The sequence below is a fragment of the Caenimonas sedimenti genome, assembly GCF_007833165.1.
GTDB lineage: Bacteria > Pseudomonadota > Gammaproteobacteria > Burkholderiales > Burkholderiaceae_C > Ramlibacter > Ramlibacter sedimenti.
Window position 1 is genome coordinate 251428 of sequence record NZ_VOBQ01000011.1, and the last position, 14755, is coordinate 266182.

Below are 14755 nucleotides of genomic sequence, written 5' to 3' on the forward strand. Positions count from 1 at the left end.
CGCACTCACATGCGCCGGACCACTTCGGCGTACTTCTTCCAGAAGACGGCGTCCTGCGTGGTCGCGAAATTGATCCGCATCAGCGTGCTGGGCCGGTGCTCCGCATGGAACAGTGCGCCGGGCGCCAGCAGGTAGCCCTCGTCCAGCATGCGCTGCGACAGCGCGTCGGTGTCCACCCCCGTATCCACCCAGCCGAACAGGCCTGCCGGTTCGGCCTCGAAGCGGCAGCCCGCGTTCAGCGCCAGTTTCACGCTGCGGCTGCGGGCGACGTCCAGCCGCGTGCGGATCCGTTCGCTGTGGCGCCGCAGCTGACCCTGGTCGATGCACAGCGCCAACGCCTTCTCCAGCAGCGCCGGGGTGGTCAGCGTCGCCAGCAGCTTGGTGTCCAGGAACTGTTCCACCAGCGCCGGGGGCGCCGCCAGGAAGCCGATGCGCCAATTGGGCGCGAGGATCTTCGCGAAGCCGCTCACGTAGATCGTGCGCTGCAGGCCGTCCAGGGCGCTCAGCCGGCTGGCGTGGGGCGGCGCGATGTGGCTGTAGGTGTCGTCCTCGACGATGTGGAAGTCGTACTGGTTGGCCAGTTGCAGGATGCGGTGCGCACTGCCCGGTGAGAGGCAGTAGCTGGTCGGGTTGTGGAACACGCTCACGCTCACATAGAGCTTGGGCCGGTGCAGCGCGCAGTACTGCGCCATCACTTCCAGGTCCGGCCCGTCGGCACGCCGCGGCACCGGCAGCAGGCGCATGCCCAGCGCGTTGAGCCGCGCGAATTCGACCGCCCAGCCGGGTTCCTCCACCATCACCGGATCGCCGGGGCGCAACAGCGTGCGGCTCACGATGTCGAGCGCGTGCGTCGCGCCCACCGACGTGATGATCTGGTCCATGGTGGCCGGCACGTTCAGCGCCGCCAGCTTGGTCACCAGCGAGCGCCGCAAGCCACTGTCGCCCATGGGCTCGCCGTATTGCAGCGAAAAGTCGTGCAGCGCCTTGGTGCTGGTCACCTTGCGCACCGCCGCCGGCATGAAGGTCGATTCCAGCCAGTCGGGCGGGAACACGCCCATGCCCGGCTGCGGCTTGTTGCTGATCTTGTGGAACATGCCGCGGATCAGTGCCGTCGCGTTCACGGGTGCCTGGCTGCGGCGCGCGGCCAGCCAATGGGCCGTGCTCCAGCCCGCCGGGATCGCTTCGCCGGATGCGCCGGCGGATTCGGCGGAGCCCTCCGCGCGCACCGGCACGGCCTCACGCACGAAGAAGCCGCGGTTCTTCCGCGCCTCCACCAGCCCCTGGGCCAGCAACTGGTCGTAAGCCGCGACCACGGTGGACGGGCTCACCCCTTGCAGTTCCGCGCACTGGCGCACCGAGGGCAGCCGGGCGCCCGGCGCCAGCAGGCGGTCGCGGATGCGCTCGGCAAAGCGCGCGGCCAGCTGCTCGGTGAGGGACTGGGCCGAAGCCTTCATCAACATGGGTGGTGTGCTCCTCGTGTACTGGCATCAGGGCCGATACAGATGTCCGGGTGAGTTGGACAACTGTACTGGCTGTGTACTGGTGCGCGACATTACAGTGGAGCGCATGTTCCCGCAAGTCCCCTGCTGCAGATGACCGCCGCCGAGCTCACCGCCCTGCTGGTGTTCTGCACCGCCATGAGCTTTTCGCCGGGGCCGAACACTACGCTCTCCACCGCGCTGGCGGCCAACCTTGGCCTGAGGCGCGCGCTGCGCTTCTGCTTTGCCGTGCCCACGGGCTGGACCATCCTCATGATCGGCAGCGGCCTCGGCCTGGGCGCGCTGGTGCTCGGCGTGCCGGCATTGCGCTGGGGCGTCAAGCTGGCCGGCGTGGCCTACATGTTGTGGCTCGCGTGGAAACTTTCGCGGTCGGGCCAGCTGACCCAGGTGGACGAGAAGCGGCTGGACGTCACCTTCCTGCAGGGCGTGGGCCTGCAGTTCCTCAACATCAAGGCCTGGATGCTGGCTCTGACGCTCACCGCCGGCTGGGTGGTGAATGCCGCCGGCCAGCCGGCGCCCAACCCCGGAGAACGCCTCGCCATCATCTGCGTGGTGATGATCGGGTTCGCCTTCAGCAGCAACCTGACCTACGCCGTGCTCGGTTCCCTGCTGCGGAGTTGGCTGGCCGAAGGGAAGCGCCTGCTCTGGTTCAACCGCTTGCTGGCCCTGGTCCTGGTCGCGACGGCCGGCTGGATGCTCACCGTATGAAGCCGCAAGAGATCAAGGGCCTGTGGCTCGGCCTCGCCGGCGTCGTCATCTTCGCGCTGACCTTGCCGATGACGCGCCTGGCCGTGGGCACACCCGAAGCGCCACAGATGTCCGGCGTCTTCATCGCCTTGGGCCGCGCCGTGGTGGCGGCCGTCCTCTCCGCCGCCTTCCTGGTGGCGACGCGGGCGCCTTGGCCGCGCCGCGAAGACTGGGTGCCGCTCGCGCTCACCTCCGCCGGCGTGGTGTTCGGCTTTCCGCTGTTCACCTCGGTGGCCATGCGCTACGTCGAAGCGGTGCATGCCAGTGTGATCGTGGGTGTCCTGCCGCTGGCGACGGCGCTGGTCGGCGCACTGCTGCACCGCCAGCGTCCGTCGATGGGCTTCTGGCTCTGCGCCGGCCTCGGGAGCGCTCTGGTGGTGGCCTTCGCCATCAGCAAATCCAGCAGCGGCCTCAGCCTGCATGCGGCCGACGCCCTGCTGCTGGCTGCGATGGCCTGCGCCGCCATCGGCTACGGCTACGGCGCACGCCTGTCGCAGCACATGCGCGCCGAACACGTGATTTGCTGGGCGCTCGTGATGGCCCTGCCCCTCACCTTGCCGCTGGCCGCCTGGGCACGCCCGCAAGTGGCGCTGGCCACCTCCGCCTGGTGGGCCTTCGGCTATGTCGCGGTGTTCTCGATGTGGATCGGCTTCTTCGCCTGGTACCGCGGCCTGGCGCTCGGCGGTACCGTGCGCGTGAGCCAGGTGCAACTGGTGCAGCCGTTCCTCAGCATGCTCTTCGCCGTGCCGTTGCTGGGCGAACAGCTCGACGCCGTCACCCTCGGCTTCGCCCTGGCCGTCATCGCGGTCGTCTTCCTCGGCAAGAAAATGCCGGTTCGCGCCGGAGCCCCCGCATGAACATGACCGGATTCCCTTTCGCCACCACCGACTGGTCAACCGTGCCGCGCGAGACCAAGAGCGCGGAAGCCGGCGCTGTCCAATGGCGCACGCAGCAGTTCGGTGACATCCGCGTCCGGATGGTGGATTATTCGCCGGGCTACGTGTCCGACCATTGGTGCGAGAAGGGCCACGTGCTGTTCTGCCTGGCCGGCGAACTGCACACCGAACTCGCTGACGGCCGCACCTTCACCCTGACGCCCGGCATGAGCTACCAGGTGGCCGACCACGCCGAGCCGCACCGTTCCACCGCGCCCCGCGGCGCCACGCTTTTCATCGTCGACTGAGGCCTTGCCATGAAACTGAACGACCTGCCCATGACCACCTCCGCCACCTGGACGCTGGCCCGCCGCGCCGAGCGCATGAACCCCTCGGTCATCCGCGAGATCCTCAAGGTCACGGAGCGGCCCGGCATCATCAGTTTCGCCGGCGGCCTGCCTTCGCCCAAGACCTTCCCGGTCGATGCCTTTGCCGAAGCCTGCGCCAAGGTGCTGCGGGAAGACGGCCGCTCTGCGCTGCAATACGCCGCCAGCGAAGGCTACGGGCCCCTGCGCGAAGCCGTCGCCGCGCAATTGCCCTGGAACGTCGATCCGGCGCAGGTGCTCATCACCACCGGCTCGCAACAAGGCCTGGACCTGGTCGCCAAAGTCCTGATCGATACCGACAGCCGCATCCTGGTGGAGACGCCCACCTACCTGGGCGCGCTGCAGGCCTTCACGCCGATGGAGCCGAAGGTGGTTTCCGTGGCGAGTGACGCCGAAGGCGTGGACGTCGCCGACCTGGAGCGCAAGGCACCGGGCGCGCGCTTCCTCTACGTGCTGCCGAATTTCCAGAACCCCACCGGCCGCACGATGAGCGAGGCCCGGCGCGCCGCGCTCAGCATCGCGGCGGCCCGGCTCGGCCTGCCACTGATCGAAGACAACCCCTACGGCGACCTGTGGTTCGACGCTCCGCCCGCGGCGCCCCTGACCGCGCGCAATCCGGAGGGCTCGATCTACCTCGGCTCCTTCTCCAAGGTGCTGGCGCCGGGCCTGCGCCTCGGCTATCTCGTCGCGCCCGCGGCCATCCTGCCGAAGCTGCTGCAGGCCAAGCAGGCCGCCGACCTGCACAGCCCCAGCTTCAACCAGCGCATGGTGGCCGAGGTCCTGAAAGACGGCTTCCTGGACCGCCACGTGCCCACCATCCGTGCGCTCTACAAGGCACAGCGCGACGCGATGCTGGCCGCCCTGAGGCGTGAGATGGCCGGCCTGGACGTGCAATGGAACACGCCTGACGGCGGCATGTTCCTGTGGGCGCGGCTGCCCGCCGGAATGAACGCTGTCGACCTGCTGCCCGAGGCGGTGGACCGGGGCGTGGCCTTCGTCCCGGGTGCCGCCTTCTACGCCGACGAGCCCGACGCGCGCGCGCTGCGCCTGTCGTTCGTGACCGCCAGCGAAGAGCAGATCGCCACCGGCATCGCGGCACTCGCCGCGGCCATCCGCGAAGCGCAGGGAGCGTGAGGATGCTGAAGATCTGGGGCCGCATCTCCTCCATCAACGTCCGCAAGGTCGTGCTCGCGGCGCAATTGCTCGAAGTGCCGTTCGAGCGCGTCGATGCCGGCGCGACCTTCGGCATCGTCAAGACGCCGGAGTACCTGACGAAGAACCCGAATGCGATGGTGCCGCTCCTGGAAGACGGCGAGTTCACGCTGTGGGAGTCCAACGTCATCGTGCGCTACCTGGCCGCGCGCCATGGCGCCAGCGGTTTCTACCCGCAGGACCTGCGCCAGCGCTTCGACGCCGAGCGCTGGATGGACTGGCAGCAGACCACGCTGAACCCGGCGGGGCGTGAGGCCTTCATCCAGTTGATCCGGGTGGCGCCGGAGCAGCGCAACCAGGCCGCGATCGACGCGTCCATTGCCGCGACGGAGCCGCTTCTCGACATGCTGGAAGCGCTTCTCGCCAGCCGGCCGTACATGGCCGGCGGTGCGGTGACCATGGCCGACGTGCCCATCGCCTGCGAGATCCACCGCTGGTGGGGCCTGCCGCTCCAACGTCCGCACCGTCCGTATCTCCAACGCTGGTACGAAGGCCTGTGCGGGCGGCCCGCCGCGCGCGGCGCCCTCGACGTTCCCCTGAGCTGACCATGACGACACGACCCTTCAAGCAAGTCGACGTGTTCACGGCGGTGCCCTATCTGGGCAATCCGCTCGCGGTGGTGCTGGACGGCCAGGGCCTCTCGACGGAGGACATGCAGCACTTCACGAACTGGACCAACCTGTCGGAAGCCACGTTCCTGTTGCCGCCGACCCAGGCGGGCGCCGACTACCGCGTGCGCATCTTCTGCCCGGGCCGCGAACTGCCCTTCGCCGGCCATCCCACGCTGGGCAGTTGCCACGCCTGGCTGCAAGCAGGGGGGCGACCGAAGGCCGGCCACGTCGTGCAGGAATGCGGCATCGGCCTGGTGAAGCTCCAGCGCGACGGGGACCGCCTGGCCTTCGCCGCGCCGCCGCTGCGCAAGAGCGGCCCCCTGCCCGAAGCCGATGTCTCGCTGATCGCCAGAGGCCTCGGCGTGGCGCGCGACGACATCACCGACCACGCCTGGTGCGACAACGGACCGAACTGGCGCGGCGTGATGCTGCGCTCGGCGGAGCAGGTGCTGGCCCTCCAGCCGGACGCCACGGTGCTGGCCGGCCTGGACATCGGTGTGGTCGGCCCGCGCGGCAAGGTCGGCGTGGTCGGGTCCCGCAGCCCTGGGGACGAATGCGCCTTCGAAGTCCGCGCCTTCTTCCCCGGCAACAACGGCATGGCCGAGGACCCCGTCACCGGCAGCCTGAACGCCGCGCTGGCGCAATGGCTGATCGGTGCGGGGCACGCGCCGGCCAGCTACATCGCGAGCCAGGGCACGGCACTCGGCCGCGCAGGCCGGGTCCACGTGCAAAGGGATGCCGCCGGCGACATCTGGATCGGCGGCAGTTCCGTCACGTGCATCGACGGCACGGTGGAGCTCTAGATGACCGCCCGCGTCGATCACCTGGTGGTCGCGGCGGCCAGCCTCGACGAAGGCGCGGCGTGGTGCGAAGCCACGCTGGGTGTCGCCCCCGGCCCAGGCGGCGAGCACCCGCTGATGGGCACGCACAACCGCCTGCTGCGCATCGCGACAGTGGACTACCCGCGGGCCTACTTCGAGATCATCGCCGTTCATCCCGGCAAGCAGCCACAGCGCGCGCACCGGTGGTTCGACCTGGACGACGAGTCGCTGCGCGACAGCGTGAAGCGGGATGGTCCGCGGCTGATCCACTTCGTGGCCAACGTGCCGCAGCTGCCGCAAGCGCTGCAGGCGTTCGGCCAAGCCGGTTTCGAGCGCGGGGAGGTGGTGCGCGCATCGCGGATGACACCGCGCGGCCTGCTCGAGTGGCAGATCACGGTGCGTGACGACGGCCAGCGGCTCTGCCAAGGGCTGCTGCCGACCTTGATCGAATGGGGCGAAGCCCATCCCGCCGCTGGCATGCCGGAATCGCGCGTGACCCTGCACTCGCTGGGCGTGAGCCATCCGGACGCGGCGCGCCTGCGGGCCGCCTACGCGGCCATCGGCCTCGAAGGCGTCCCCGTGCACGACGGCCCGCCCAACCTCTGCGCCGCGCTCGACACGCCGCGCGGCCGCATCAAGCTCGAATCGAAGGGACTCTGATGCTCACGTTGACTGAACTGAGCTGGTTCGCCGTGGCCGCGCTGGTGATGGTGCTGACCCCCGGCCCCAACATGGTCTATTGCGTGTCTCGCTCACTCAGCCAGGGCCGCAGAGCGGGCCTCATCTCGCTGGGCGGCGTGCTGGTCGGTTTCGTGGTGCACCTGCTGGCCGCGTCGCTGGGCCTCACCGCGCTGCTGCTCGCCGCGCCCATTGCCTTCGACGCCATCAAGCTGGCGGGCGCCGCCTATCTGCTCTGGCTGGCCTGGGAAGCGCTGCGCCCCGGGGGCCGCACGCCCTTCGAGGCACGCAAGCTGGCCCTGGATTCGCCCGGGCGGCTGTTCCGCATGGGCCTGCTCACCAATCTGCTCAATCCAAAGGTCGCGATGTTCTACCTGGCGTTCTTCCCGCAGTTCCTGCACCCCGAGCGTGGCAGCGTGCTCGTCCAGAGCCTGGAACTCGGAATGATCCAGGTGCTGGTGAGCGGGAGCGTCAACGCGCTGCTGGTGCTTGGCGCCGCGCGCATCGCGGACGTGCTGGCGCGCCGCAGCCGCTGGCTGGCGGTCCAGCGCTACCTGATGGGCAGCGTGTTGGGCGTGCTCGCCGTTCGCATGGCCTTGCTGGAGCCTCGATGAACATGATCTTCACCCGCGAGGAAGTCGCGGCCGCCCGCGCCACCGTGGCCGCGTTCGTGCCGCCGACCCCGCAGTTCGCCTGGCCCCTGCTGCGCCAGCGCCTGGGCATGAAGGTCTGGGTGAAGCACGAGAACCACACGCCGGCCGGCGCCTTCAAGGTGCGCGGCGGCATGACCTACTTCGATTGGCTGGCCCGCGAGCAGCCCACGCTGCGCGGCGTGGTGTCGGCCACGCGCGGCAACCACGGCCAGTCGGTCGGCTGGGGCGCCCGCCGCTACGGCCTGGACGCCACCATCGTCGTGCCATACGGCAACTCGGTCGAGAAGAACGCGGCCATGCGTGCGCTCGGCGTCACGCTCCTCGAGCACGGCGACGACTTCCAGGCGGCGCGCGAATTCGCCATCGCACTGGCCGAAGAGCAGCGGCTGCACATGGTGCCCTCGTTCCACCGCGAGCTGGTGCGAGGCGTCATGACCTACTGGGTCGAGTTCTTCGAGAGCTTTCCGGCTGGCGAGGAGCCTGAAGTCGTCTACGTGCCGCTCGGCCAGGGTTCCGGCTTCTGTTCCGCCGCGGCCGCGCGTGCCTCCACCGGCCGCAAGAGCAAGCTGGTGGGCGTGGTATCTGCCCACGCGACGACCTTCCTGGATTCCTTCCGCGCCGGCCGCGTCGTTGAAGCCGCCGTGACCACGGAGCTGGCCGACGGCATGGCCTGCCGCATCGCCGACCAGGAGGCGCTGGACATCGTGCTGCGCGAGGCCGAGGAGATCGTGGCCGTGACCGACGCCGAAGTGGCCGAGGCCATGCGCATCCTGTTCGCCGACACGCACAACGTGGCCGAAGGCGCTGGTGCCGCCGGGCTGGCGGCCGCGATGCAGCAACGCGAGCGCCTGCAGGGCCGCGCCGTCGGCTTCGCCCTGACCGGCGGCAACGTGGACAGCGCCGTGTTCGCCAAGGTCCTGGCCGGCGGCTGAAGGTGGCCGAGCTCCCCGCGCATCTGCTGCTGGCCTGGTCGGCCTATCTGGTCGGCACCGCCAGCCCGGGGCCAAGCAACCTGGCGATCATGGCGACGGCGATGAACGCCGGCCGCGGGCCGGCGCTGTACCTGGCAGCCGGCGTGGTCATGGGCTCCTGGTTCTGGGGCCTGGCCGCCCTGTTCGGCCTGTCGGCGCTGCTGGCCGCGTACTCGCAGGCCCTGGTCGCGCTCAAGATCCTTGGCGGGCTTTACCTGCTGTGGCTGGCGCTCAAATCGGCGCGCTCGGCCTGGTCCTCGCACGCGCCGGCGCCGGCGCAGGCACCCGGCAGCGAGAGCCCGGGCCGCGAGTTCCTGCGCGGCGCGGCCATGCACCTGACCAATCCCAAGGCCATCTTCGTGTGGATGTCCATCGTGTCCATGGCGTTGCCCGCCGGCGCGCGCGCGAGTGATGCGGCGCGGGTCGTCGCCGGTTGCGCCGTGCTGGGCCTGTGCGTGTTCATGGGTTATGCGCTCCTGTTCTCGGCACCGCCGGCGCGACGCGTCTATGCCCGCCTGCGGCGCTGGTTCGAGGGCGCGCTGGCGCTGATTTTCGGTTACGCGGGGTTGCGCATGCTCCTTTCACGGCCCCCCGGCGCCTGAATCCCGGACAGTCGCGGGCGGGACGCCCTTTTCGCCTCACCAGTCGCGGCCGGGACTGCGGCGGCGCGCAGGTTTGCCAGAATTTGCCGCATGGGCACCCTCTATCTCGTCCGCCATGGCCAAGCGTCCTTCGGCGCCGCCGACTACGACAACCTCAGCGAGCTCGGCCACAAGCAGAGCGTGCGCGTGGGGGAATACTTCGCGCACAAGGGCATCCACTTCGATGGCCTGATCGCCGGTACCTTGCGCCGCCACAAGCAGACGCTGGAAGGCATCCTGAAGGGCATGAACCGCGCGGGCGAGCACCTCTCGTGGGAGGGCCTGAACGAGTACGACAGCGAGGCCGTCATCGCGACCGTGCATCCGCACAAGCTGGAGAAGCCGACCTCGCCCGAGATGTACCGGCATCACTTCCGCCTGCTGCGCGACGGCTTGTCGCAATGGATGTCCGGCGTGGTCAGCCCGCGCGGCATGCCCAGCTACACCGATTTCGTGACCGGCGTGTCCAGCGCGCTCGACCACGTGCGCGCCAACCACTACGGCAAGAACGTGCTGGTGGTCACCAGCGGCGGGCCGATCTCCACGGCGGTCGGCTACGTGCTGGGCACGCCGGCGGAAACGACGATCGAGCTGAACCTGCGCATCCGCAACACCTCGATCACCGAGTTCGCGTTCACGCCCAAGCGCCACATGCTGTTGACCTACAACGGGATCCCGCACCTGGACGACGCGAAATACAACGACTGGGTCACATACTCCTAGGACCTGCGCGGCAGAATGGGCGCAGCAAGCGCGCCCATGATCGACGACATCGTTCACGCCTGGTTCCAGTCGCACCGCGTGCCGTGGGCCACGCAGGCGATGCTGTTCGTGACGTACGTGCATGGCACGCTCGGCCTGCTGGCGATGGTCACGGCGCTGGCGGGTGTGCTCTGGCGCACCGGGGACAAGCGCTGGATCCCCATTCTGGTCGCCGGCGTGCCGGGAGCGATGCTGCTGAACGTCGGCGTCAAGAACGTGGTGCAGCGCGCGCGGCCGGTCGTGGAGCAGCCCCTGCTGGTCCTGGACACCTACGGCTTCCCCAGCGGCCATGCGGCTGGCACCGCCGCCCTTTACAGCTTCGCCGCGGCCTGGCTGTTGTCACGGCTGCGCGGCAGGCCGCTCGCGTGGCGCGCAGCCGTCGTGGTGGCCGCCGTCTTCATGACTCTGTGGGTGAGCGTGTCGCGGCTCTACCTGGGTGTGCATTTCGTGAGCGATGTGCTCGCGGGCATGCTGCTGGGAACGCTCTGGCTGATGTTGTGCCTCGCGGTCCCGGCCCGCCGTCAGGCAAAGACGAGCCGGTAGCTGGTGCGCCCACGCGTGCCGTCGTCGAGTTCCAAGCGGGCGCCGTGCACGGCCGCGATCTTCTCGACGACGCGGTGGCCGAGCCCCATTCCCAGCACCTGGACGGCCTCGCCGCCCCCGGGGGCCGGCGCCGAAGGACCCGCGGCCTGATCGCTCACCTGCACCCAGCGCCCGGGTCCGTTGACCTGCACTTCCACCAGGCTGCCGGTGGGCGAATGGTGCAGCGCGTTCTCGACCAGGTTCCGCAGCGCCAGTTCCAGCAACAGCGCATGGCCGTCGACCTCCAGCGCGCCGCCCTCCAGCAACGCCAGTTCGCGCCCACCCGCGTGGGCGCGCGGCGCGTATTCAGCCACGAGCCGTCCCGCCAAGGCCGCCAGGTCCACCGGCTGCGCCGCCTCCTCGAATTCGGTGCGGCTGGCACGCGCCAGCGCCAGCAGGTGCGACAGCACGTCGCCCGCGCGCAGCGCTTCCGCCTCCAGCCGCGCCAAGTCCTGCGCCGACACCTGGCCGGAGGGCGCATCGCGCAACGCGCGCGCCTGCAGGGCCAGCGCCGCCAGCGGCGTGCGCAATTCATGGGCGAGCTCGCCCGCCAGCGCCCGCTCGCGCGCCAGGCCGGCGTGGTAGCGCTCCACCAGCAGGTTGATCGCCTCCACCGTGCCCGCCAGTTCCCGGTGCCGCGGCTGCAGTGCCAGTGGCTGCGCGTGGTGGACATCCAGTGCATGGATGGCGCTCGTCACGTCGTGCAGTGGGCGCAGTCCCCGCCGGATGGCCAGGCCCAGCACGATCGCGACGACGGGCAGCAGCCACAACCCCGGCTCGCTGACCTGCTCCGCGATGTCGGCGGCGAGTTCGTCGCGCTCGCGCAGGGAGAGCAGCACCATCAGCTTGCGGTCGTGCCGCGCGTCCCAGCGCGAGAAGGTGCGCCAGTCCGCGGCCGGCCGGCCCAGTGGCAAAGTCGCGAAGCCCTCATCGGCCGAAAAGTCCGGCAGCGGGGCCGCACCGAATCGCGTCACCACCTTGCCGGCCGCATCCCAGACCACCACGCTCATCGACTGCTGGTAGTCGTGCGCCTTCAGCTCGGGCGGGGTGGTGGCCGGCACCGGGGTGGTGGGAACGAAACCGTTGCCGCCATAAGCCAGCAGCAAGGCGGACGCGCTCGCCAGGTGCCCGTCCGTCAGTTCATCGGCCTCGTGCTGGCCGGTGAGGTAGCCGACGCCGATGAAGGTTGCCCAGACCAGGACCAGCGCACCCAGCGTCCACGTGAGAAGGTGCCGGGTGAGCGTGGGGGCGTTGCTCACGCGGCCTCCGCGGGCACGTAGTAGCCGACGCCGCGCACGGTGCGAATCACCTGTTCGCCCAGTTTGCGGCGCAGGTGGTGCACGTGGACCTCGATGGCATTGCTGTCCAGCACGTGGTCCCAGTCATAGAGCTTGGTTTCGATCTGCGCCCGCGACAGCACGCGCGGCCGCGCCTCCAGTAGCGCCTGCAGGACCGCGAACTCACGCGCCGACAAGTCCACCGGCGCGCCCGCGCGCAGGACGCTGCGGGCGGCCGGATCGATTTCGAGTTCGCCGCAGGTGATCGTCGCCCGGGCCCGGCCGGCGGCGCGCCGCTGCAGCGCGCGCATGCGGGCCGCCAGTTCGTCGGCATCGAACGGCTTGGTGAGGTAGTCGTCGGCGCCCGAGTCCAGGCCAGCGATGCGCGAAGCGACCTGGTCGCGTGCGGTCATGATCAGAACCGGCATGCCGTTGTCCGGGCGGCGGCCCGCCGGGTTGGCCCGCAAGCGCCGCAACAGGTCCTGGCCGTCGCCGTCGGGGAGCCCCAGGTCGAGCAGCATCAGGTCGAAATCCTCCGTGAGCAGCGCCGCCCAGGCCGGCGCGATGCCCTCCACGGTATCCACCGCCCAGCCCTGCGCCCGCAGGTGTGCCTGCAGCCCCGCCGCAATGCCCGGATCGTCTTCCACCACCAGCACGCGCATGGGCCGATTGTCCGGCAGCGCCTTAAGGCTGGCTTAAGCGGACCTGTCGAGCATCCCGCCCATGACGGAAGGAAGACTTGCGCCGGGGCACCGGCATCGGGATGGCGTGTGGACGCTGGCCGCGTTGACCGCCTTGCTGGCCTGGGATGCATCGGGCCTCGACATGGCGGTGGCCCGGCTGGCCAGCGGCGTTGACGGCTTCGCGCTGCGCGACCATTGGCTGCTGGTCGACGTGTTGCACGACGGCGGACGGCGCCTCGGCTGGCTCGTGGCCGTCGTCTTGAGCGTGGGGGTGTGGTGGCCCCTCGGGCCGCTCACCCGGCTGCGTTCGGGCGAACGCTTGCGCCTGGCCGGCGGGGCGCTGGCCGCGGCGTTCACCGTCACTGCCTTGAAGCGCCTCAGCCCGGCGAGTTGTCCCTGGGACCTGAACGCCTTCGGCGGTGTCGCGCACTTCGTCCCGCACTGGCAGTGGATGCCGGACGGCGGCAGCGGGCATTGCTTCCCCGCGGGCCATGCGGCGTCGGGCTTCAGCTTCGTCGGGGGCTGGTTCGCTTTCCGCGACCTCGACGCTCGCGTCGCCCGCATCTGGCTGGCCGGCGCCCTGGGCACCGGCCTGGTCTTCGGATTGGCGCAACAGGCGCGCGGCGCGCATTTTCTGAGCCACACGCTGTGGACGGCGTGGATCTGCTGGTGCGTGACCTGGGCCGTCCAGGTGGGCTCCCGCGCGCCCGCGCAAGGCGGACTGAGATGACGCAGCCCCGACCCCGACGGCCGCTGCAACTCGTCCTGGGCACCAGCGCGTGGCTCGCGACCGCGGCCAACGTCCCGCTCTGGACAGAGCTGTCGCGTCTCGGCCTGCTCGAACGCCCGGGCGGCTGGTGGCTGGCCCTGGCCTTCGCGGCTGCCATGGGCGGGACGCTGGTGGCGCTGCTCAGTCTGCTGGCCTGGCGCTGGACGCTGAAGCCCGCGCTGCTCCTGGTGCTCGCCACCGCCGCCGCGGGCGCGTACTTCATGCAGGCGTACGGCGTCGTCATCGACGCCGGGATGGTTCGCAGCGCCCTGGAAACCGACCGCGGCGAAGCCGGCGCGCTGTGGACGCCCGCGCTGTTGCTGACGTTCGCCGTGCTGGCCGGCACTCCCGCGGCCTGGATCCTGTGGCGCCCGGCCGCCTATGCGCCCGTTCCCCAACAGGCCCTGCGCAACCTCGGTGTCGCGGCCCTCGGCTTGCTCGTGGCAGCCCTGGTCGTTTTCGCCTCGTTCCAGCCATTGGCTTCGACCATGCGCAACCACAAGCCGCTGCGCTACCTGCTGAACCCGCTCAACACCCTCTATGCGTTCGGCCATGTGGCCGCGCAGCCGTGGCGCCGCGACCGGACGCGAATCCAGTCCATCGGCACGGACGCGCGGCTGCTGGACGCCTCCGGGCCACCGGTGCTCCTGGTGCTGGTGCTCGGTGAAACGGGGCGCAGCGGCAACTTCGGCGTGAACGGCTATGCCCGGGACACCACACCGGAACTGGCGGCGGCCGGCGTGGCGAGCTGGCGTAACGCCTGGTCATGCGGCACCAGCACGGCCGAATCCGTGCCCTGCATGTTCTCCCACCTGGGCAAGGAAGCCTTCGAGGCGCGGAACAACGACCACGAGAACCTCCTCGACGTTCTGCAGCGCGCCGGCCTGGCCGTGCTGTGGCTGGACAACCAGTCCGGCTGCAAAGGGGTCTGCGATCGCGTCGCCAGCGCGAACACCTCGCACGCGTCCCACCCCACCTTGTGCCCCCAGGGCGAATGCCTCGACGAGGTCCTGCTGGATGGCCTGGACGCACGCCTGGCCGCCCTGCCGGCCGAACGGAGCGCCCGCGGCGTCGTGCTGGTGCTGCACCAGATGGGCAGCCACGGGCCGGACTATGCGGCGCGGTCACCCACGGCCTTCAAGCGGTTCCTGCCCGAATGCCGGAGCGTGCAGTTGCAGGACTGCACGCGCGACCAATTGCGCAACGCCTACGACAACTCGATCGCCTACACCGACCACGTTCTCGGGACCACCATCCGCTGGCTGAAGCGCCGCGACGACTACGCCGGCGCGATGGTCTACGTCGCCGACCACGGCGAGTCGCTGGGCGAAAACAACCTCTACCTGCACGGCATGCCCTACGCGATCGCGCCGGACGTGCAGAAGCACGTCCCCTGGATCACCTGGCTGTCACCGGCCTTCGAGCAGCGCAGCGGCATGACCACGGAGTGCCTGCGCGCCCACGCGGCCGCGCGCGTGACGCACGACCACTACTTCCACTCCGTCCTGGGCCTGGTGCAGGTGGGCACGGCGGATTACCGGAGGCCGCTGGACGCGTACGCGGGCTGCGCGTCCCATTGATCGCTGGC

General features: G+C 70.1%; 17 protein-coding genes. 14 read left to right on the plus strand and 3 right to left on the minus strand.

Annotation, left to right across the window (positions count from 1 at the left end; genetic code table 11):
• Window positions 1-5: 5 nt before the first annotated feature.
• A complete protein-coding gene (locus FN976_RS14530; RefSeq protein WP_145893755.1) occupies window positions 6-1460 on the minus strand; it encodes an aminotransferase-like domain-containing protein in 1455 nt (484 codons plus the stop codon).
• Between the two features lie 132 nt (window positions 1461-1592).
• Between FN976_RS14530 and FN976_RS14535 the strand changes: the two genes are divergently transcribed.
• The 12 genes from FN976_RS14535 (at window position 1593) to FN976_RS14590 (ending at window position 10399) form a co-directional block, all read left to right on the plus strand.
• Window positions 1593-2207 carry a LysE family translocator gene (locus tag FN976_RS14535; RefSeq protein ID WP_145893756.1) on the plus strand — a complete coding sequence of 205 codons (615 nt, stop codon included), beginning with the start codon at window positions 1593-1595 and terminating at the stop codon, window positions 2205-2207.
• Window positions 2204-3103, plus strand: coding sequence for a DMT family transporter (locus FN976_RS14540; RefSeq protein WP_145893757.1), 900 nt, complete (start codon window positions 2204-2206; stop codon window positions 3101-3103). Before FN976_RS14535 ends, FN976_RS14540 begins: the two co-directional genes overlap by 4 nt.
• Window positions 3100-3429, plus strand: a complete 330-nt coding sequence (locus tag FN976_RS14545) for a DHCW motif cupin fold protein (RefSeq protein WP_145893758.1) — start codon at window positions 3100-3102, stop codon at window positions 3427-3429. Before FN976_RS14540 ends, FN976_RS14545 begins: the two co-directional genes overlap by 4 nt.
• Before the next feature lie 9 nt (window positions 3430-3438).
• The gene (locus tag FN976_RS14550; protein ID WP_145893759.1) at window positions 3439-4641 is read left to right on the plus strand and encodes an aminotransferase-like domain-containing protein; all 1203 of its coding nucleotides are present in this window, start codon (window positions 3439-3441) and stop codon (window positions 4639-4641) included.
• 2 nt (window positions 4642-4643) lie between these two features.
• Window positions 4644-5264: a glutathione S-transferase family protein gene (locus FN976_RS14555; RefSeq protein WP_145893760.1), complete on the plus strand. Its 621-nt coding sequence runs from the start codon at window positions 4644-4646 to the stop codon at window positions 5262-5264.
• Between the two features lie 2 nt (window positions 5265-5266).
• On the plus strand, window positions 5267-6133 hold the full coding sequence (locus tag FN976_RS14560; RefSeq protein ID WP_145893761.1) for a PhzF family phenazine biosynthesis protein: 867 nt from the start codon (window positions 5267-5269) through the stop codon (window positions 6131-6133).
• Window positions 6134-6811, plus strand: coding sequence for a VOC family protein (locus tag FN976_RS14565; protein ID WP_145893762.1), 678 nt, complete (start codon window positions 6134-6136; stop codon window positions 6809-6811). It abuts the gene before it with no gap.
• Window positions 6811-7443 carry a LysE family translocator gene (locus tag FN976_RS14570; RefSeq protein WP_145893763.1) on the plus strand — a complete coding sequence of 211 codons (633 nt, stop codon included), beginning with the start codon at window positions 6811-6813 and terminating at the stop codon, window positions 7441-7443. The genes FN976_RS14565 and FN976_RS14570 overlap by 1 nt, the downstream gene beginning before the upstream one ends.
• A 2-nt stretch (window positions 7444-7445) precedes the next feature.
• Complete coding sequence (locus FN976_RS14575) at window positions 7446-8414, plus strand: threonine dehydratase (RefSeq protein ID WP_145893813.1); 969 nt, start codon at window positions 7446-7448, stop codon at window positions 8412-8414.
• Window positions 8415-8416: 2 nt separating this feature from the next.
• Window positions 8417-9055 carry a LysE family translocator gene (locus FN976_RS14580; RefSeq protein ID WP_255440427.1) on the plus strand — a complete coding sequence of 213 codons (639 nt, stop codon included), beginning with the start codon at window positions 8417-8419 and terminating at the stop codon, window positions 9053-9055.
• A 90-nt stretch (window positions 9056-9145) separates the two neighbouring features.
• A complete protein-coding gene (locus FN976_RS14585) occupies window positions 9146-9817 on the plus strand; it encodes a histidine phosphatase family protein (protein ID WP_145893765.1) in 672 nt (223 codons plus the stop codon).
• 36 nt (window positions 9818-9853) lie between these two features.
• Complete coding sequence (locus tag FN976_RS14590; RefSeq protein WP_186510905.1) at window positions 9854-10399, plus strand: phosphatase PAP2 family protein; 546 nt, start codon at window positions 9854-9856, stop codon at window positions 10397-10399.
• Here FN976_RS14590 and FN976_RS14595 read toward each other — a convergent pair.
• Window positions 10378-11697 carry a histidine kinase dimerization/phospho-acceptor domain-containing protein gene (locus FN976_RS14595; RefSeq protein ID WP_255440428.1) on the minus strand — a complete coding sequence of 440 codons (1320 nt, stop codon included), beginning with the start codon at window positions 11695-11697 and terminating at the stop codon, window positions 10378-10380. The two genes, FN976_RS14590 and FN976_RS14595, sit on opposite strands and share 22 nt — an antisense overlap.
• Window positions 11694-12377 carry a response regulator transcription factor gene (locus tag FN976_RS14600; protein WP_145893767.1) on the minus strand — a complete coding sequence of 228 codons (684 nt, stop codon included), beginning with the start codon at window positions 12375-12377 and terminating at the stop codon, window positions 11694-11696. Before FN976_RS14600 ends, FN976_RS14595 begins: the two co-directional genes overlap by 4 nt.
• 61 nt (window positions 12378-12438) lie before the next feature.
• Here FN976_RS14600 and FN976_RS14605 point away from each other — a divergent pair, with 61 nt between their 5' ends.
• Both FN976_RS14605 and FN976_RS14610 read left to right on the plus strand, forming a co-directional pair.
• A complete protein-coding gene (locus tag FN976_RS14605) occupies window positions 12439-13128 on the plus strand; it encodes a phosphatase PAP2 family protein (protein ID WP_145893768.1) in 690 nt (229 codons plus the stop codon).
• Window positions 13125-14747, plus strand: coding sequence for a phosphoethanolamine transferase (locus tag FN976_RS14610; RefSeq protein ID WP_145893769.1), 1623 nt, complete (start codon window positions 13125-13127; stop codon window positions 14745-14747). The genes FN976_RS14605 and FN976_RS14610 overlap by 4 nt, the downstream gene beginning before the upstream one ends.
• Window positions 14748-14755: the final 8 nt, after the last annotated feature.